Source organism: Kitasatospora sp. NPDC087315 (assembly GCF_044744345.1).
Classification (GTDB): Bacteria; Actinomycetota; Actinomycetes; order Streptomycetales; family Streptomycetaceae; genus Kitasatospora.
Genome location: NZ_JBIUYD010000021.1, coordinates 1 through 15,533 on the forward strand (window position 1 = coordinate 1; position 15,533 = coordinate 15,533).

Sequence of the window (15,533 nt, forward strand, 5' to 3'; positions counted from 1 at the left end):
CCGCACCCCCCCCCCCCCCCCGCCGGCCGCGCCGCGCCCCCGCGCGCCCCACCGGCCCGGGCGGGGGGCGCCCCCCCCCCCACCCCCACTCCGCCGGCCCCCCCCCCCCTCCAGGGGTTGGCGGCAGTTCGGGGCCGCCGTTCTCACGCTTCGTTCATTGCCGGGGCGTAGCGCTTCAGCCAGGCTGCGGGGTCGGTGATCTCGCTGACGGTGGGCAGGAGATTCTCGTCCCTGAGCAGGCGCTCGGTCACCGGGTACCCGCCGGCGTCGTGGAGGGCGCTGATGAACGCATCGCCCTGGTCGTAGATGTCGGGCCTGGAAGACCCTGCCCTGAGCTCGCGAAAGCGGTCAGTGTGGTCCGGCTCGCCGTCGATTCGGACATCGGCGGTGGCCACGCCGCACAGCTCCTTCATCGCCTGGCGCTGAACCCACTGGGCGTGGCCTTCGATGACGTGGTACGGGCTGCGGCGCTGCTCGGGCGGGAGGTTGGAGGCCTGGTCCTGGAGGCCCCACCGAAGGTGGACGTGGGGCATGCCGGGCCAGATTTTGTTCTGGGCGATGTGGGTCAGCTCGTGCACGAGCACGCCGGTCAGGTAGCGGTCGGTTGCCCGGCTCTCGGCGTACGCCTCGGGCATGATGATCATCTCCGGGTCGCCGACGGAACGGCAGACCATAGCGGCGTGGACCGTCGGCCAGGCGTCCATGGTCGTCTTCCTGTACTCCTCCCGGGCCTCCGGCACAAATGCCATGGTCTGGCTGCGTTCCTCTGAGTCGGCGGGGAAGGAGCTGGCGGCCAGCCGCACGATGCATTCACCGTGGTCGGCCATCAGGTCGATGAGCTGCTCGGTGCTGACGATACGGGCCGTCACCTGGTCGGGCAGGCTCAGTCGGGAGTGCTGCTCGGCCAGCGGCCTGGCCTTGGTCATGAGTCGGCTTATGCGATCGTAGGCGCCGCTGTCGACCTTGGCGTCGTTGTGGAGCGTGATGGTGGTCATGAACTCTGCTCTCTTGAATGGGAGTTGGCTGTTCGTCCGAGTATCGGTGGATGTCCCGCTATCGCTGAGCGATGCGGATCCACCGGCGGCAGGTTGCCGCAGATTCGGCACCACACCCGCACGGGCACCCGGCGGGCTTAACGGCGGTACAGGTAGGCTGTACTTTCCGTGTCATTTGTGTACTTTTCTCCTGTGTGGTGGTCAGGGGGCTGTGTGCAGCATGAGCAGCACTGCGATGAAGACCGCGATGCCGGCCAGCGACACCGCGTAGGCGGCGGTGAGCCGGCGGGGGTCACGCAGTCCCCGCCGGGCCTGTTCCACGGCGGAGCGGTAGTCCTCCAGGCCGTCGTCCATCACCGGTGTGTCTGGTTTCGATGGCGACGCATCCGCACCCGGGCATCGGCGGCCGCGGAGTAGTCGTACCTGGTGTTGGCGTCCCGTTCCTGCTGTGCGAGGCGTGCACACTCGATGCACCCGGGACCTGCCTTCGGTGTGCGGCTGGGGCCGGCCTTCTTCGCAGTACTCATCAGATTGGTTCCTCTGCCGGCACCATCAACCACGGTGTCACAGCCACGTGCTCGTAGCTCCGGTGGTCCTGGTGAACCTTGAGGTGCCGATACGCCCAGCGCTGCGCTTCCGCGAAGTCGTCACAGACGGGTCCCTCCTCCTCGCACGGCTGGCCGTCCTCGTACTCCCCCGCGCACCGGAACCGGTGGCGGACAGGAGGCCGGTCCGGTGCGACGTCGACCTGAAGCGTCCACTCCAGGAACCGCCACAGCCTGCGGACTCCTCGGCGTTCGGCGGGCGGGACCGGCAGGATTGCACGTCCACCCGGCGCAAGCGTGTTCAGGTCGGTCCGGGCCGTTCGTTCCGGGCTGTGGGGCGGTGAGGCCAGGACTGCCTCCCAGGGGTCGCCAGGCGAAGGTTCGTCGGAGCTCACGACGCTCTCCCTACCGTGCAGGTAATGCACTCGCAGTGCGCGAGGACCGCGCTCGTTTGCAGTGCGTTGGCCATCTTTTCAAAGTCGCCGAGCGGCCGGCTGCTCCGGTAGTCATCCAACGGCGTCCAGCCCACCAACGCTGCGCCGCTTCGTCGTTGCTCGAGGGCCGGTCTCAGCACGTCTCCGCGCGGTCGTTTCTTCGCTGCCATCACTACTCACTAACTCTGGTTGTCTGTCAGCACGTTGGTTGAATTTGTCCGCACGGATGTTGGCAGGGGATGTCTGGGCCGTTGGGGAGCTGTGTGCCAAGGGCGCTGTGTGACCGGCACCGGCGACGAAGCCGGCTGGTGCGGGGGAAAGGGGCGAGGCCACGGGTGGAGTACTCCATCGGGTCGGTCGGGGAAGGGGCGGTTTGGTGCGGGCCTGGCGAGCAACCGGGGGAGCGGTGACCAAGGGGGTTCGGTGCTCTGGCAACAGGCTCTGCCCGGGTGCCCCACACCCGGGCAGAGCCCCGTCTCCTTGGCCGTCGTTGGGCCGAGAAGAGTGCTGGCGCACTCCCGAGGGAGGGGGATGAGAGGGAGTGTGCCAGCGGTGCGGTGAACGCGGCGTCCTGGCGGTGTAGGACGTGCAGTTCACCGCCCCCGCCCTGCGACGGCGGGGGTTTGGTGCCCGGCGGCCCGGGTGGATGTCCCATGCGGGTCGCCGGGGGTCTACGGGCCGGACGGTTGGAGGCCTACGCGGCGGGTATGCGGTGGCCCAGCGTCCAGCTGCGGGGAAGGCCCCGAACCATCGGCCGGGGCCGGAGCCGGCGGGCCACTGCGTTGGCTCTGGCCGAGGCGATGAACGTTGTGACACCCTCGCCAGTCACCGTGGCCGCGTCGACTGCGGCCTGCGGTACCAGGAACGAGTCAGTGAGCTCGAACTCGGCCCAGACCCGTTTGCCAGTGTCCAGCATGTCAACGCCATGGGCATCAGCCATTTCGCTGACGAGTTGGAGGCCACGGCCGGTGGTGTCGTCATAGCCGGCTTCCCGGGCCTGCGGCCGGGTGTTGCTGGGGTCGGTGACTGCCACCCGCAGGTGTGCGGCGGTGACCGTCAACTCGACCGGCAGCAGCAGATCGGAGCGGTCCCCGCCGCACCCGTGCACGATGGCGTTGGTGGCCAGTTCAGCGAACAGCAGCTTGATGGTGAACGTGTCGTTCTCGCCCAGGTGCACGCCGATGCCGATCAGGTTCTCGGCTAGGCGGTGGCGGATGGCACCGATGGCCTGGCGCTCGGCGGCCAACGTGAAATCAGCTGAGAGCATGGCCGTTGTCCTGGTTGCTCGTGCTGAAGGCGGCATGAAGTGCCTGGTCGTCCGCGCCAAAAGGGGCCCACCCGCTGGCTGCGCTGGCCAGCCGCCAACGGCGGGTCAGGCCACTGGCGGAGTTGCGGCGGCTCGGTGGTGCGGGTTGGTGCAGGGGCGCTGATTCAGTGGCCATGTGGGCTTCCCTGACGATCGACGGCTGCTGCGGTGTTACGGCCGGGACGGGCTATGCGGTGATCGCAGCCCGTTCCGGCCACAGCGGCCAGCAGACGCTCCAGTTCCGTGGTGGCTACTGGCCCTTGGTCACTAGATTGCCGTCAGCGGAAGGCCTCGACTTTCACGAAAAGTGAAAGATCGTCATACGCCCGTTCGGACGATCCAGGCTGACAGCCGGGCTGTACGACGTGCTTCGGCTCGGGCCAGACTCGCCACGGTTTCGCGGACCAGTGGGTGCCGGGAAGCCTGGTGAGGTGCGGCCTCGTACGCCTCGTCGAGGTGGTTGAGGGCCGCGTCCGGCTTGGCGAGCCAGAGGTTGGCCCGGGCCAGGTCGATGTGGTGGTGCCCGATTCGGGTGGGGGCCCACCCGGGAGTGAAGCGGACCTGCTTCCCGGCGGAGACGGCTTGTTCGTGCTGGCCCGACTCGACGAGTGTCATCACCTTGTGCACGGCGACGTTGGTCGGGCCGAAGTGCAGGGAGAAGTCGGTGGTCTCGCCGGTGACCATGGCCACCCGCTGGGCTTCGGCCAGGTGGTGCTTCATCAAATCGAGGTCGCGGGCCCGCGCGGCCACGACGGCTGAGCCGAGATGCAGTTGCCCAGTGGCCACCAGTGCTCCGGGTGTCCGCGGGTCGGTGCCGTCGAGGTGGGCACGTCCGGAGTCCTGGAGGCGGCGGCAGGCATTCAGGTCCTTGGCCCGCAGGTAGGCGGTGACTCGCAGGTACTCGCGGGCGGCGCGCAGGCCTGGCGCCCGGTCGCCGGCATGCTGCGCTGCCCAGTCCATTCGGGCCAGTGCGGTTGCGGAGAGGTCGGCCATCCCGATGGCGATACCGACGGAGTGCCCACAGCGGTATGCCTCTGCCAGGAGTCCCCACGCCTGCCGCTGCTGCTCGCCTTTGAACTCGTGTGCTGCCGTGTGGAGTTCGGCGATAAGCCCAGGCAGGGCTTGTGACATCGGCTTGTACTTCGCGGCCTGGGCCAAAGTGTTTACGTGCCTCACGGCGGCCCGCAGCGCGCCGAGGGACCGCGGGCGAATGTGTTCCTGCGGGGGCAGGTCGAACAGGTCGAGCGCGGTGCGGATCGGGCTCATGAGCGGTAGAAGCGGGTCTGCGGCGAACATGCCGTCACTGTACGTCGGGCCTGGCTGGAGGTCGGCCGGCTCGATGCCGAGTGCCCGGGCCACCGCGTTGATGAACTCCGGGGTTGCGGGTTTGTCCCCGGAGACAACTTTGGTGAGCAGGCTGTACGAAACTCCGGCCAGCCGGGCGAGCTGAATGTGGCTGAAACCGCGTTCGTCCTCGTATGCCTTGAGGCGTTGCCCGATGCTGATGCTGCTGGGTGGTGCCATGATGTACCCCGTCCCGTGTGCGCCTTAGACCCGTGTGCACGGGACCGTACCCGTTTCCGGCTGGGTGTATGGCCCGTGCGAGAAACTGTCCCGGCGTGAAGGTGCCGCCGGGACAGTCCGGAACTGACGATCTTTCACTTTTCGTGCAACTCAGCCCACCCGTGCGACGGCATGCTGGTCCATACGAGCTGCGGACCAGTAGCCGAGGCCTGAACGGGCAGTGAGAGCCTGTGGCGGCCCGGCAGCGGCCTGCGGCTGCCGAGACCTACAGGGAAGGCACGACCGTGACCACGACCGTAGAACGGCCCGCCGGCGGCACGTCGATCGATCGGGTGAAGGACGCCCGCAGCCTGCTTACCCCCACCGAGTTCACCGACGTCCTTGCCGTCGTCATGCGCAATAACCCGGAGATGGCCCACGAGACGGCGGAGCGCGTCGTCACCCAGTCGCTGGCGTTCGTCGCCGCCTGTTCCGAGTTCCCGCAGTTGCGGCTGAAGCCCAGCAGGGTTGTGGACGAGGGCTGGCACGCGCAGATCCTGTGCACCCGGATCTACGCCCGGCTGTGCGGCACCCTCGGGCTGTTCGTTCACCACGTTCCCGAGGCCCCCGACGTCACCCGCCATGACCCGGACGCCTTGCGGCGGACCCGGCAGGCCATCACTGCCGCTGGCTACACGGTTGACGCGGAACTGTGGGGTGCACCCACGGACACTGCAATCCCCGTTGCCGCGAGCTGTGAGCACTCCGAGCCCCCGCCGGCCGGCTGCGGGTTCGACTGCTCGAACACCGGCCCCAACTAGCGATCGGTACACGCGGGTTGTGCTCAGCTGGCATGCTGGCTGCCATGGACGAGACGACCATCCCGCTGGATGCTCCCCAGTGGCTGCTCCAGCACATCGACGCCGAACGCGCCGTGGCAGCTGGTTGGGCCCATCCCTCCGAGTTGATCTCCGTGTTCCCTGCGGAGGGCAAGCAGTACAACCACGTGGTGGGCGCGTCACCCACGGACTGGGTGCACTGGGTACGTCTCCCTCGGCAGGGACCGGTACCGAAGAAGCGGCACAACCGGGCGCCGACTGCCGGGGACGGCGAGACACTCGACACGGTCGAGTACACGGGCCCCCAGCAGCGGCCGCGCCCACAGGCGGCCTGATCCCCTGACCTACGGCCTGGGTGCCCGAGAGAGCGTCTCAGGGCACCCAGGCCGCCGCTGTTGCCCGCCCTGCACTCGCCGTAGGTCGGCGCAGGACCCGGCCGCACATCACCGGTTCGTGGCCAGCAGCCGCGGGCCGACACCGAGCCAACGGGGTACGACCGGGTTGGCCGCGATGTCGTGCTGCCCCTTGTCGGTGGCCACCAGGTAGATGATCTGCCGCAGCCCGTCCCGCTCGGCCTCGGGCGCCCGTACGCCAGTGGCAACGTCGGCCTGGATCGGGCGCAGCGGGTGCGCCTGGATCCGGACCGGGCCGTTCTGGGTGTCGGTGAGATGCTGGTTGGCGATGTGGAAGTTGTCCGCGCAGTCGAGGCCGGCGGCCAGGGCGGCCTGGTCGATGCGATCGCCGAGCTCGCGGCCGCCAACGGTCCAACGGTAGAAGACGCGGGCGCCGCCGTCGGGCTGGCGGATGCTGATCCACAGGAACGTCTCGGGCTCGAAGCCGTCGGCCAGGCCGTCGACGAAGGCTTGTTCGGCCGGCCGCGGGTCGAGGTCCAGACCGAGCTGCAGCACCGTGGCTTCGAAGGTGAGATCGAGGGTGGCGGTCACCGGGTTACCTCCAACGGGTACGGGTTGAGGACGGCCTGGGCGAGCTGCTCGTTGGTGTCCAGGTCGGTGGCGGTGGCCTGGTGCGGACCGGGGACCGGGATGTCGAGGGTCAGGGCGAGGCCGTCGCGGGCGGCGTGCGCCAGCCAGCGGGTCCAGCGCCGGGGACCGTCAGTCCGGCCGAAGCTGCCGATGTTCCAGGGGTAGACGACGATGTCGCGCAGGTAGAGTTCCTGGCCGCTGTCCTGATGGGCGATCTCGATGCGGACAGTGCGGAAGTCGGTGCCGGCCAGGTTGCGGAACACGATGTCGTCCCCATCGAACTCCAGCATGCCGTAGGGCTTCGGGTCCGGCTGCGGGTTGTGCCCGGGCTCGCCGGTGACGGCGTAGAGGTAGATCCGGGAGCGCTCGCGGTCGCCGTAGAACTGGGCGTCGGTCAGGGTGCGGCCGTCGGCCAGGTGCATGGTGCTGCGTGCGATCCCGTCGATGGTGGGCGGCTGCGCGCCGAGGCGCTCGCGCAGGGCCTGTTCGGCGGCGTGTTGGGAGGGCCACCACTCCAGGTGGGTGTGGGAGTCGATCGGGTCGGTGTTGGCGGGCTGGGGCCACCAGCGGCCCCACAGGCGGGTCGTCACTGCTTCACGACCTTCCGCAGGATTGAGTCGGCCAGGGCTTCGGCGAGGTCGAGGTACGGCATTTCGGCGAGCCCTTCCTCGGTCTCGCTGTCGAGGGCTTCCAGGTCCTGGGCCAAGACCTGGACGAGGTGTTCGCGGTCCACGGTGTGTTCCTTCGGGGTGGGTTGGGGGCAGAGTACGCCCGTCCTGGCGGGTGGTTACTGCGGGTCGGTCGGGGTCTTGCTGGGTCGGCCGGTGGTGCGGATGTCGGCGTAGCGGCGGACATGGTCGACGACGAACACCGGGCGGCCGTTGACGGTGGTGGCGACCGGCACCTGCCGCTGGAACTCCGGCGAGTTGACCCTCTTGTAGGCGCCCGCGCGGCTGATGCCAAGGATCTCGCCGACGCCGGGTACGTCGGTCAGCTCCGGAATGTCCGGGGCCCTGTAGCGGCGGTCCCGTTCCTTCGTGGACATGATCTCGATCGCGGCGATGGGGGCGGAGCCGTGGACGGTGCGCAGCGCGGTGCCGATGGTCTCCACGGCCTCGGTGTAGGCACGTTCGGCGGTGGGGGTCGTGGTGGTGATCATGACGGCGAAGTTCCCGTTGGGCGTGGTGGTGGGGGCCGGTTCGAAGTCGGTGAGCAGGTCCATCATCTGGTCGTGGACGTCGTCGGCTACGTGGGTGGCGTACTCGATGTATGTGCTCCACTGGGGGATCTGGCGGTTGTTCATGGGCTGTCTCCTGGTGATGGTTCAGCGGGGTGATGTCGGGGCGGGTACGGGGTTGCCCCGGGGGCGCCTTGCGGGGCGCCCCCGGGGTGGGTGTCAGGGCTTGAACCCGGCTCGCTTCAGGACTGCGAGGACGTTGGCCATCGCTCGGTGGTCGCTGGGGCTTCCGGGGAGGGTTGCGACCCGGGCGCCGTTCTTTCGGACGGCGTAGTGGCCGCTCTTGGTCTGTCCCACCTCGAACCCCTGCTTCGTCAGCTTCTTGACCAGGTCTCGCAGGTCCTTGTTCATCGTATCCCCTCTGGTTTCGCTCCGACAACCATTAAGGTACATAAATGGGTTACATTTGTCAACCCTTTATCGGTGTCACCCTCCTCTACCAGGCCTTCAGCCCTTCGACAGGAGGGCATCCACGAACGCCTGATGCGGGTCTGCCGGGGTTCCGTAGCCGGGCATGTCGAAGCGGACCACCCGGCCGCCGCCGTAGATCGACTCAACCGGCACCGGCAGTGCAGCCGGCCAGCGCCCGGCACGCACGCCGTCCTCCAGCACCTGCCGAAAGGCGCTGGTGCAACCACGCAGGCTCCGGCCGCCATGCCGCACCTCGTCCGCCTCGATGTGGCCGTCGTTCTCGACGGCAGCGAGCAGGATCTGCTGGGCTCGGGGCGGGAGGCGGTCGTAGTAGGCCCGGGCTCGCTTCGGAGTCCACCGGTTGTCAGGCTCGGCGACAGCGACGTTGCTGGCATGCTCGGCCAGCAGGGCGAGCAGCTTCTTCTGGAAGGGGGCAGAGGAGTTGTTCACGGTCACGGTGATCTGCATGGCCAGCAGGGTCTCATGATTCTTACAACGAACACTAATAAACGGGGGATGAACATCCGATCCGGTGATTCGCCGGGGCTGCGGCCTGGCCCTCCGCTACGCTCTCGCCATGACAACTACCGCACCACACCGTTGTGATGAGGTCTGTGTTTGCCCGGTGCACAGCACCCAGCTGATCTACAGCCCCGCCACCAACGACCACGCCTGCCAGGAAACCGACTGCGAACACGGCCACGGTGGCTTGGACGGGTCCGCTCTGGCACTTCACAACTTGGGAACCGCCGCTCGCAGTGCCGCCGTCACGATGGCCGATCTGAACAATGCGGAGTACGACTGCGATCCGCAGCCGTTGGCGACCGCGCGTTCTACGACGGCCTCGTGACAGGTGCCCAGCCGGGAGTCAGGCGGGCTGCCGCCGGCTCAGGACGGGGCCGGCCACGTGCGCGCCGTCCTCCTCGATGAGAAGAGGCGGGCAGGTGGGGCAGGAGTAGAGGTTCTGGGAGCCGATCCAGCGCCAGCCGGCCATCCAGAGCGGTCGGTGGTCCCGGTCCTCGGGCACTGCGGCGGCGTTCTCGCATCCGGTCGTGGTGCACACGATGGCGTCGGACTTCGACATGGGAGTGCCTTCTCTGCTCGAGGTGGGAGTCCAGGCTATCCCGCTGCCGGCCGGCCCCCGGCAAGTTTGTACCACCTTTCGTATTGCGTCCTCTAAATACACTTAGAGGACGCAATACAAAGGGTGGTACAGATAGGATGCCGGTGTGACCAACGATGAACTGCGCACCGCCAACCTCGGCCTGATGCCGGGCACCACCTTCGACAACACCCTGGCCCGCACCATCGACATGGCCGTCGCTGTCGAGACCTACTACTCACAGGCCGCCAGCCTCGGTGTCCCCCGGGAACGAGCTGCGGCCCTCCTCCGTGAGGCACAAGGGCTTGCCGCAGGAAGCACCCCGGCCAAGGAAGAAATCAGCACGGCACGCAGCCTCGCCATCGCCGAGGCGATGCGGTGACTGATGACCTGGTGGCGTTCCTCCGCGCCCGCCTCGCCGAGGACGACTACGCGGACCATCCGGACTACCGCCCGGAGTGGGCACTGCCAGCACCAACCACCAACCCGGCCTGACAGAACCGCAGCGAAGGGAACACCTTGTGTACATCACCCTCGACGAGATCAACACCGTCCACGACTTCGTCGCCGCCCGCCTGACGGAGCATTCGCGGGCCCTGGCCGACGTACTGGGCGAGGATCACCCCGCCCTCGACCTCGCCCGTGCTCTGGAGGCCACCGCCCGCGCCGCACGCGCCGGTGCCGTCGTCCTGCCGCTCGGGGCCAGCACCACGGACTCCGGCGAAAACGTGGACCTCGGTGCGGGCAGCATCGGCTGGGACCTTCTGGCCGCCGCCGCCCGTACCTGGCGTACCCACCCCGACTACCCGGCCGCCGCCGACCGGAACTTCCACGACATCCTCCACGCCGAACTGCAGGCAGTCGTCGAGCAGGCACGCCCCTCGGTCCAGCACTCCTTCGAGCTGACCTCCAAGGCCGGGGACCTGCGCTTGGAGTACACGAACTCCGTGGAGCTGGAGTGGGCACTGCGCCGCGGTCTGGAGGCCAGCGCCCCGTTGTGCGGGCTGGCCGACTGCTGCACGACCGTGCTCATCACCACCTCCCCTACCGAGTCGGCCGCCAGCTTCAACGATGTTCGTTCGGCCAGGATCTCGGTGCGCTGCAACGAACCGCGCTGCACGACGCAGCAGGCCGCTCCCGTGGTGGCGTCATCGTGAAGTGGTTCCGCCGATACCCAGCCGCGCCGCCCGCTGAGCGGTCGAACCCCGTACGGATCGCGGTCCTGGAGCACGACCTGCTCGGCATCGAGCCGGCCCCGGGCAGCGCGGCCGCCCTGGCCGTCGCGCTGCGCCGCACCGGTACCTGCGTCGAGCACCGTCCGGTCGAAACTACGGAGTTGCGCAGTCCATGCCCGACGGCCATCTGTGCGGGCTGCGGCACGAACATGACGGATACGCCGGACGGCTGGGTGGTCGCGGGCACGGAGGAGCCGTGAGCGGGAACCGGCTGCCGGTGCCGGCGGAGGAGGTGGTTGAGGGCGAGCTGGTCGAGGACGAGGACCAGGCGCTCGTTCAGTTCGGACTGCCCGCTTTCGACGCCGAGGAGCCGTTGACTGCCGAGGCGGCCGAGGATCTGGAGGGCGCCCGGCCAGAGCGCACCAAACGGACGTACGACGAGCAGTGGCTGTACTTCGAGCGCTGGTGCGCGGCGGAGGGCCGACGGCCGGGTCCGCGGACGGCGGAGACGACGATGGTCTCCTATATCTCGCACCTGCGTCGGCACGGCGGCCGGGACAGGACGGGGGCGCCGGTCTCCTCGCTGCGGCTGGCGATGGCGGCGATCCGGGACCGCAATGCGGACGCGGGGTTCGCGAAGTGGCCGCCGACGCGGGCGGCGAACGCCCTAATGCGCAAGCAGGCCTCCCGGTTCGCGGTGGAGAAGCGCGCACCGAAGTCGTCGCCGCCGGTCGACCGCGCCCGGGTCGCCGAACTCCAGGCGGGTGTGACGGCCAGCAGCGAACTCGCGCGCTACCGGGACCTGGTGATCCTTCACCTCGGCTACCGCACCCGGGCCCGGCGTTCGGAGCAGGCCTCCTATCGGGTCGACTCGATCGCTTTCGTGCCGCTCGCCGACGGCGGCGAGGAGATGATCGTTGGCAAGCGCACTAGCAAGAACGACCGCTGGAGCACGGGCAAGGAGTACACCGTGCGGGACCCGGTGGCGATCGCGGTGGTGCGCCGGTACCTGGAGCTGCTCGCCGAGTACGGCCAGGCCGACCCCGAGATGCCGCTGCTACGCGGCATCACCCCCAAGGGCGGCCTGATGCCCGTACCGGAGACCGGGATCGGGATGACTGGGCACAGCGTGAACCGCGCGTTGAAGCGGATGATCGCCCGGACCCCGGACTTCGACGCGCCGGAGGCGACCAGCCACGGCCTGCGCGCCGGCGTACCGGCCGACCTCGGTGCACAGGGCTACAGCGGGGCCGAGATCCTGGCCATCACGGACGGCGACTGGGCGTCGGAGAAGATGGCCACGCACTACGCCAAATCCGGGGCGCGCCGTGGCGGCAAGAGCAGCAAGGGCCAGGCGCAGCAGGCCCTGGACGACCTGACCATCCCGCTACCCGCAGACGGCACACTGGGGTCGTGACAACCATGACGCTGCTCAGCTACGACGGTCCGCTACACCTCGGCGGCACGCTCTTCGAACGGGCTCGCCTGAAGGAGCACGCTGAGGACGATGGGAATGGCGGAGTGCAGCGGTGGTGGGAGGTGATGGCCACAACAACCGTGGACCAGGCCCCGGTCCTCTCGAGAGCGTGGGAAGCGGAGAGGCTGCCGGTGGCGGTGCCGGGACAGGGAGACGGGTGGGCACGGGTGACGAGCCTCATCCCGGTGAACGAACGGGTCTGGACTGTGGAGGTGCGCGGGATCGGGCCATCGCCCTTGACCCGCGCTGGCCTTGCTTCCACCAAGGCCCCGGTTCAGACCTCACATGGGACATAGCCACAGATCAAGGGCCGTTCTCTGACCGTCGGTGGGGTAGTTGTCGGTGGCGGGCGGTAGGTTGTGGGTGGCGCCGAGAACGCCGCTTCGGCCCCGGCAGGCCTTCCTGCCGGGGCCGTCAGCTCTTGGCAGCCCGGGTCAGGGGGTGGCGTACCAGCTGGAAGGCGACGGTACGGGGCACGGGCTGGATGGTGGTCTCAGGCATCGTGAGTTTCCGGGGTGATGGTGCGGGTGTCGACTTCGAGGTAGGCGCGACCGCCGGGATAGTGGGAGGGCGCAGTGGTGGTGAAGCGCTCAGCGAGCAGGCGGGTGACGGTGTCTACGGCCTGGTCGTCGCCGGTGATGCGCACGCGGGCGATGCCGGGCAACGGGGCGGGGTGTTCACGCCGCCGGGGGCGGGCGTCAGACATGGCGGGCCCCCGCAGCGTTCGGACCGAGGGTGTCCAGGCGTTCGTCCACTCGGCGGGTTGCCTCGTCCAGGCGGGGCTTGTGCGGCTGCTCGCTGGTCCGGCCTGTGCTGGTGCGACACGGATTGCCGTTGTCGGCTCCGCACTCGACGCGTGGGCAGAGGATCGTCAGCACCTCGTCGGCGATCGCTGCGGTCCGTTCGACGGCTCGGCGTGCAGCGGCAACCTTCGACTCCACGAAGTACACGCCCTCCATGGCTTCGGGAAACGTGGTGGTCTCGGTGCGTAGCCAGCGTGCCATTGGGTGGTCGGCGGGGACCGGGCGTCCGCGGTTGGCGAGGTGGAGCAACTGCTTGTAGGTGGGAATTACGGCGGGTGGGTAGTCCCTCGGGCCGGCCGGGCGGGTCTCGGACCGGGCAGCCGCGCCCCAGCCGCGGCCGTCGTCGAACGTGGCCGCAAGGGGGATGTCGCCGGCGACGGCAGCGGCGAGGCGTTGCACGGTCCCGGCTTCCTTGGACAAGGATTCGGCGGTGCGGCGCAGGTCCTCGATGAGGTCGGCAAGTTCGACCGGCACGTCAGGGGTTTCGGCGGCGTAGGCGACCTGGTTGAGGAGGACGGCGGCGGAGGAGATGTGGCCGGTGATCTCCTCCAGGGTGATGCGGCGGCCGGCGCGCAGGTGTGCGGTGTCGGACTCGTCGGTGCTGGTCTGCTGGGTGGGGGTGGTGGTCACGGTCGGCTCCCGTCGGTCGGCAGCTGGGGGTGGGCGTTGCGGGCGGCGGCACGGTGGTTGAGATAGGCGTGAACACGGTCGCCGCCGAAGACGGTCAGCCCGGCCAGGTTCGCGCCTGCCCACTGCCCGAGGGTCAGAGCGACCTCGCGGGCGTCCTCGACCTCGCGGCCCGGACGCAGGTAGCTCAGATACGGCACCGCGATACGGACCAGGCGTTCGGCCGCGGCAGGCTGGTCGGAGCGGGCAGCGGCGTCGGCGGCGACGGCAGACAGGATCTCCACCGTCGTCGGCCCGGCCGGGTGCTGGTGCTGCTGGGCCTGGCGGACCCCCTCACCGTGGTCGAGCAGCCAGCGGTGGAGCCGGGCGTGGTCCTGGTCCAACTGCAGGAGGATGTAGGCGGTCAGCTCGACCGCCAGCCACTCGGTCAGCGCCAGCGAGTCCTCCGGCAGCGTTCCCGCGGCCTGCCAGCTCTCCAGCGCGGCGGTGAGCTCCCGGTACATCGTCCAGTTGGCCGGCGGCAGGTCGGTCCCACCGCGGTGGTGGTGGGATACCTGGTCCAGAGCGTTCGCCCGCACTAGTCGAACCGCCGCAGTGTGCGGCTCGATCCGGTCCGCGGCGGGCATGGGCACCAGACGGCGACGCCGGCTCACATGAACCTCGCACGGGCGATCGTGGCAATGGCGCCAGCATCGAGGCTGCCGTCATCGGGGGCCCCGGGTCCGGCGACCAGGATGTGTTCCGTGCGGTCGATCAGGTCCCACCAGTTGTCGGGCAGGCAAACCCGCTCGGCGGCCTGCCACAGCACCTCCTCGTCCCAGCCCTCGGCGTCGACGCGCACGAGCTCTTCCAACGAGCGGGTGGCGATGTCCAGGCGCGCGCGCCAGCTGATGTCCATGGCTGGGAGGCGGCTCTCGTCCCAGGCCTTCCAGCCGGTGCGGCGGCGCAGGTCTTCCAGGCCGGCGGCCGCGGATTGGGGGTAGAGGGTGAGCATCGGCAGCGGCGGCTGGCCGGGCAGGACGATTTGGGTGAGCGTCACGCCGTAGGTGCCGCCAGCGGGTTCGGGGTCGGCCGGGTCGATGCCGAGGTCTTCCAGGGTGACCAGCTGGATGCCGGGCGCGCTCTGCTCGTCGTCGGGCTCGGCACCTGCGGCCCAGTGGTCGAGGACGTCGTTCAGCAGCTCGGTGACCTGGGCCTCGGTCATCTTCTCCAGCAGGTCGAGGCCTGCGCGGGCGTGTTCCTGGCAGTCCGGGTCACTGCCGGCGCCGCGCGCCGCGGCCCACCAGGCCCTGATGGGCTCGGAAGTGAACGTGCCGGGGCCGCTGGCCAGGCGGGTGAGCGGGTTGTCGAACGCGGCGCCGGCGAGTGCTGCGACGGTCGGCCGGTCGGCGGCCAGCTTGGGGATCGCGGAGGCCTGGCAGGGCTGGCAGCCGGCCCGGCACGCGGCAACCAAGGCGGCGGCCAGGCGGGTGTTGACCGGCCGTCCGGCCGCGTGCGGGATGGTCTTCAGCATGGTGAGGTCGGGGCCCTTGTGGTGGTGGCCCGTGCCGCCTGCGGCCGCCGCCCGCCGCATGCCGGTGTTGTCCATGCGCCGCTTGGCGGCCTTCTTCTGGGAACGGTTGTGCTTGGGCATCGCGGTCTCTTTCAGCGCGCACGATCAACGGGGGGTACGGTCCCGCGACCCGACCCCCCGGCGCGCGATGGACTCAGCGAGCAGGGGGTGGTGAACCAGGTTGAGCTGACGTCGTGTGCGGTGCGGGAGTACGCCCGGCTGCGCCGGTGCCGCTCCTACCACCTTGGCCGCTGTGCCGCCCGTTCGCGGGGCCGTACGGCGGGACTCGGGCCCTCACACACGGCCCACCCGCCCACCATATCGGTCGCGATGCCGGGCTGTCTCAGGTTCCGGGGATCGGGTCCTGGTCGATGTCGTAGCGCATCGTGCGGTCGGGGGCGGTGGCGCAGTGGGGGCCGAGGCGTTTCCAGCGGGATTCGGGGGCGCGCAGAGGGCGGTGACACTCCCGGCACCGGACGAGCGGGGCGGTGCGCCGCTGGACTCCGGTGCCGGGCAGGGCCGGCTGCTCCGTGCTGGTCACGGC

At 69.4% G+C, this 15,533-nt stretch carries 24 protein-coding genes; 7 read left to right on the forward strand and 17 right to left on the reverse strand.

Going from position 1 to position 15,533, the window contains the following annotated elements; genetic code table 11:
* Positions 1–143: 143 nt before the first annotated feature.
* From ACIO5D_RS26880 to ACIO5D_RS26900, 5 genes are all read right to left on the reverse strand, one after another.
* Positions 144–995, reverse strand: a complete 852-nt coding sequence (locus ACIO5D_RS26880; RefSeq protein WP_400798287.1) for a hypothetical protein — start codon at positions 993–995, stop codon at positions 144–146.
* Between the two features lie 201 nt (positions 996–1,196).
* Positions 1,197–1,349 carry a hypothetical protein gene (locus ACIO5D_RS26885; RefSeq protein ID WP_400798290.1) on the reverse strand — a complete coding sequence of 51 codons (153 nt, stop codon included), beginning with the start codon at positions 1,347–1,349 and terminating at the stop codon, positions 1,197–1,199.
* 172 nt (positions 1,350–1,521) lie between these two features.
* Positions 1,522–1,935: a hypothetical protein gene (locus ACIO5D_RS26890; RefSeq protein WP_400798292.1), complete on the reverse strand. Its 414-nt coding sequence runs from the start codon at positions 1,933–1,935 to the stop codon at positions 1,522–1,524.
* A gap of 733 nt (positions 1,936–2,668) precedes the next feature.
* Positions 2,669–3,241, reverse strand: a complete 573-nt coding sequence (locus tag ACIO5D_RS26895; protein ID WP_400798295.1) for an ATP-binding protein — start codon at positions 3,239–3,241, stop codon at positions 2,669–2,671.
* A gap of 357 nt (positions 3,242–3,598) precedes the next feature.
* On the reverse strand, positions 3,599–4,804 hold the full coding sequence (locus tag ACIO5D_RS26900; protein WP_400798297.1) for a helix-turn-helix domain-containing protein: 1,206 nt from the start codon (positions 4,802–4,804) through the stop codon (positions 3,599–3,601).
* A 284-nt stretch (positions 4,805–5,088) separates the two neighbouring features.
* Here ACIO5D_RS26900 and ACIO5D_RS26905 point away from each other — a divergent pair, with 284 nt between their 5' ends.
* Together ACIO5D_RS26905 and ACIO5D_RS26910 are read left to right on the forward strand one after the other, a co-directional pair.
* On the forward strand, positions 5,089–5,604 hold the full coding sequence (locus ACIO5D_RS26905) for a hypothetical protein (RefSeq protein WP_400798300.1): 516 nt from the start codon (positions 5,089–5,091) through the stop codon (positions 5,602–5,604).
* 44 nt (positions 5,605–5,648) lie between these two features.
* Positions 5,649–5,957 (forward strand): hypothetical protein, encoded by a 309-nt coding sequence (locus ACIO5D_RS26910; protein WP_400798303.1) that lies wholly within the window; start codon positions 5,649–5,651, stop codon positions 5,955–5,957.
* 108 nt (positions 5,958–6,065) lie between these two features.
* On the opposite strand, the gene ACIO5D_RS26915 is transcribed toward ACIO5D_RS26910, so the two are convergent.
* The 6 genes from ACIO5D_RS26915 to ACIO5D_RS26940 form a co-directional block, all read right to left on the reverse strand.
* Entirely contained in the window at positions 6,066–6,566 is a 501-nt protein-coding gene (locus tag ACIO5D_RS26915; RefSeq protein ID WP_400798306.1) for a hypothetical protein, read from the reverse strand.
* On the reverse strand, positions 6,563–7,195 hold the full coding sequence (locus tag ACIO5D_RS26920) for a hypothetical protein (RefSeq protein WP_400798308.1): 633 nt from the start codon (positions 7,193–7,195) through the stop codon (positions 6,563–6,565). Before ACIO5D_RS26920 ends, ACIO5D_RS26915 begins: the two co-directional genes overlap by 4 nt.
* On the reverse strand, positions 7,192–7,338 hold the full coding sequence (locus ACIO5D_RS26925) for a hypothetical protein (protein ID WP_400798311.1): 147 nt from the start codon (positions 7,336–7,338) through the stop codon (positions 7,192–7,194). The genes ACIO5D_RS26920 and ACIO5D_RS26925 overlap by 4 nt, the downstream gene beginning before the upstream one ends.
* Positions 7,339–7,392: 54 nt before the next feature.
* Entirely contained in the window at positions 7,393–7,908 is a 516-nt protein-coding gene (locus tag ACIO5D_RS26930) for a hypothetical protein (protein ID WP_400798313.1), read from the reverse strand.
* A gap of 93 nt (positions 7,909–8,001) precedes the next feature.
* On the reverse strand, positions 8,002–8,193 hold the full coding sequence (locus ACIO5D_RS26935; protein ID WP_400798316.1) for a hypothetical protein: 192 nt from the start codon (positions 8,191–8,193) through the stop codon (positions 8,002–8,004).
* Positions 8,194–8,289: 96 nt separating this feature from the next.
* Entirely contained in the window at positions 8,290–8,721 is a 432-nt protein-coding gene (locus tag ACIO5D_RS26940) for a hypothetical protein (RefSeq protein WP_400798319.1), read from the reverse strand.
* Positions 8,722–8,830: 109 nt separating this feature from the next.
* On the opposite strand from ACIO5D_RS26940, the gene ACIO5D_RS26945 reads away from it, so the two are divergent.
* Positions 8,831–9,103 carry a hypothetical protein gene (locus ACIO5D_RS26945; RefSeq protein ID WP_400798322.1) on the forward strand — a complete coding sequence of 91 codons (273 nt, stop codon included), beginning with the start codon at positions 8,831–8,833 and terminating at the stop codon, positions 9,101–9,103.
* 18 nt (positions 9,104–9,121) lie between these two features.
* On the opposite strand, the gene ACIO5D_RS26950 is transcribed toward ACIO5D_RS26945, so the two are convergent.
* A complete protein-coding gene (locus ACIO5D_RS26950; RefSeq protein WP_400798325.1) occupies positions 9,122–9,337 on the reverse strand; it encodes a hypothetical protein in 216 nt (71 codons plus the stop codon).
* A 145-nt stretch (positions 9,338–9,482) separates the two neighbouring features.
* On the opposite strand from ACIO5D_RS26950, the gene ACIO5D_RS26955 reads away from it, so the two are divergent.
* The 4 genes from ACIO5D_RS26955 to ACIO5D_RS26970 all read left to right on the forward strand — a co-directional run bounded on the left by ACIO5D_RS26955 (position 9,483) and on the right by ACIO5D_RS26970 (position 11,947).
* Positions 9,483–9,737 (forward strand): hypothetical protein, encoded by a 255-nt coding sequence (locus ACIO5D_RS26955; RefSeq protein ID WP_400798327.1) that lies wholly within the window; start codon positions 9,483–9,485, stop codon positions 9,735–9,737.
* Positions 9,738–9,876: 139 nt separating this feature from the next.
* Positions 9,877–10,512: a hypothetical protein gene (locus ACIO5D_RS26960; RefSeq protein ID WP_400798330.1), complete on the forward strand. Its 636-nt coding sequence runs from the start codon at positions 9,877–9,879 to the stop codon at positions 10,510–10,512.
* On the forward strand, positions 10,509–10,790 hold the full coding sequence (locus tag ACIO5D_RS26965; protein WP_400798332.1) for a hypothetical protein: 282 nt from the start codon (positions 10,509–10,511) through the stop codon (positions 10,788–10,790). The genes ACIO5D_RS26960 and ACIO5D_RS26965 overlap by 4 nt, the downstream gene beginning before the upstream one ends.
* Complete coding sequence (locus tag ACIO5D_RS26970) at positions 10,787–11,947, forward strand: hypothetical protein (protein WP_400798335.1); 1,161 nt, start codon at positions 10,787–10,789, stop codon at positions 11,945–11,947. Before ACIO5D_RS26965 ends, ACIO5D_RS26970 begins: the two co-directional genes overlap by 4 nt.
* A 553-nt stretch (positions 11,948–12,500) precedes the next feature.
* Here ACIO5D_RS26970 and ACIO5D_RS26975 read toward each other — a convergent pair.
* The 5 genes from ACIO5D_RS26975 to ACIO5D_RS26995 form a co-directional block, all read right to left on the reverse strand.
* On the reverse strand, positions 12,501–12,671 hold the full coding sequence (locus tag ACIO5D_RS26975) for a hypothetical protein (protein ID WP_400798337.1): 171 nt from the start codon (positions 12,669–12,671) through the stop codon (positions 12,501–12,503).
* Between the two features lie 34 nt (positions 12,672–12,705).
* Positions 12,706–13,440, reverse strand: a complete 735-nt coding sequence (locus ACIO5D_RS26980; protein WP_400798340.1) for a hypothetical protein — start codon at positions 13,438–13,440, stop codon at positions 12,706–12,708.
* Entirely contained in the window at positions 13,437–14,063 is a 627-nt protein-coding gene (locus ACIO5D_RS26985) for a hypothetical protein (RefSeq protein WP_400798342.1), read from the reverse strand. The genes ACIO5D_RS26980 and ACIO5D_RS26985 overlap by 4 nt, the downstream gene beginning before the upstream one ends.
* 23 nt (positions 14,064–14,086) lie before the next feature.
* A complete protein-coding gene (locus tag ACIO5D_RS26990) occupies positions 14,087–15,070 on the reverse strand; it encodes a hypothetical protein (RefSeq protein ID WP_400798345.1) in 984 nt (327 codons plus the stop codon).
* 262 nt (positions 15,071–15,332) lie between these two features.
* A complete protein-coding gene (locus ACIO5D_RS26995) occupies positions 15,333–15,530 on the reverse strand; it encodes a DUF6011 domain-containing protein (protein WP_400798347.1) in 198 nt (65 codons plus the stop codon).
* Between the last annotated feature and the right edge of the window lie 3 nt (positions 15,531–15,533).

Excerpts from the sequence above, each read along its gene's own strand:
- ACIO5D_RS26880 (WP_400798287.1), bottom strand. The coding sequence starts at position 995 with ATGACCACCATCACGCTCCACAACGACGCCAAGGTCGACAGCGGCGCC.
- ACIO5D_RS26885 (WP_400798290.1), bottom strand. The coding sequence starts at position 1,349 with ATGGACGACGGCCTGGAGGACTACCGCTCCGCCGTGGAACAGGCCCGG.
- ACIO5D_RS26895 (WP_400798295.1), bottom strand. The coding sequence starts at position 3,241 with ATGCTCTCAGCTGATTTCACGTTGGCCGCCGAGCGCCAGGCCATCGGT.
- ACIO5D_RS26900 (WP_400798297.1), bottom strand. The coding sequence starts at position 4,804 with ATGGCACCACCCAGCAGCATCAGCATCGGGCAACGCCTCAAGGCATAC.
- ACIO5D_RS26910 (WP_400798303.1), top strand. The coding sequence starts at position 5,649 with ATGGACGAGACGACCATCCCGCTGGATGCTCCCCAGTGGCTGCTCCAG.
- ACIO5D_RS26930 (WP_400798313.1), bottom strand. The coding sequence starts at position 7,908 with ATGAACAACCGCCAGATCCCCCAGTGGAGCACATACATCGAGTACGCC.
- ACIO5D_RS26935 (WP_400798316.1), bottom strand. The coding sequence starts at position 8,193 with ATGAACAAGGACCTGCGAGACCTGGTCAAGAAGCTGACGAAGCAGGGG.
- ACIO5D_RS26940 (WP_400798319.1), bottom strand. The coding sequence starts at position 8,721 with ATGCAGATCACCGTGACCGTGAACAACTCCTCTGCCCCCTTCCAGAAG.
- ACIO5D_RS26945 (WP_400798322.1), top strand. The coding sequence starts at position 8,831 with ATGACAACTACCGCACCACACCGTTGTGATGAGGTCTGTGTTTGCCCG.
- ACIO5D_RS26950 (WP_400798325.1), bottom strand. The coding sequence starts at position 9,337 with ATGTCGAAGTCCGACGCCATCGTGTGCACCACGACCGGATGCGAGAAC.
- ACIO5D_RS26985 (WP_400798342.1), bottom strand. The coding sequence starts at position 14,063 with ATGCCCGCCGCGGACCGGATCGAGCCGCACACTGCGGCGGTTCGACTA.
- ACIO5D_RS26990 (WP_400798345.1), bottom strand. The coding sequence starts at position 15,070 with ATGCCCAAGCACAACCGTTCCCAGAAGAAGGCCGCCAAGCGGCGCATG.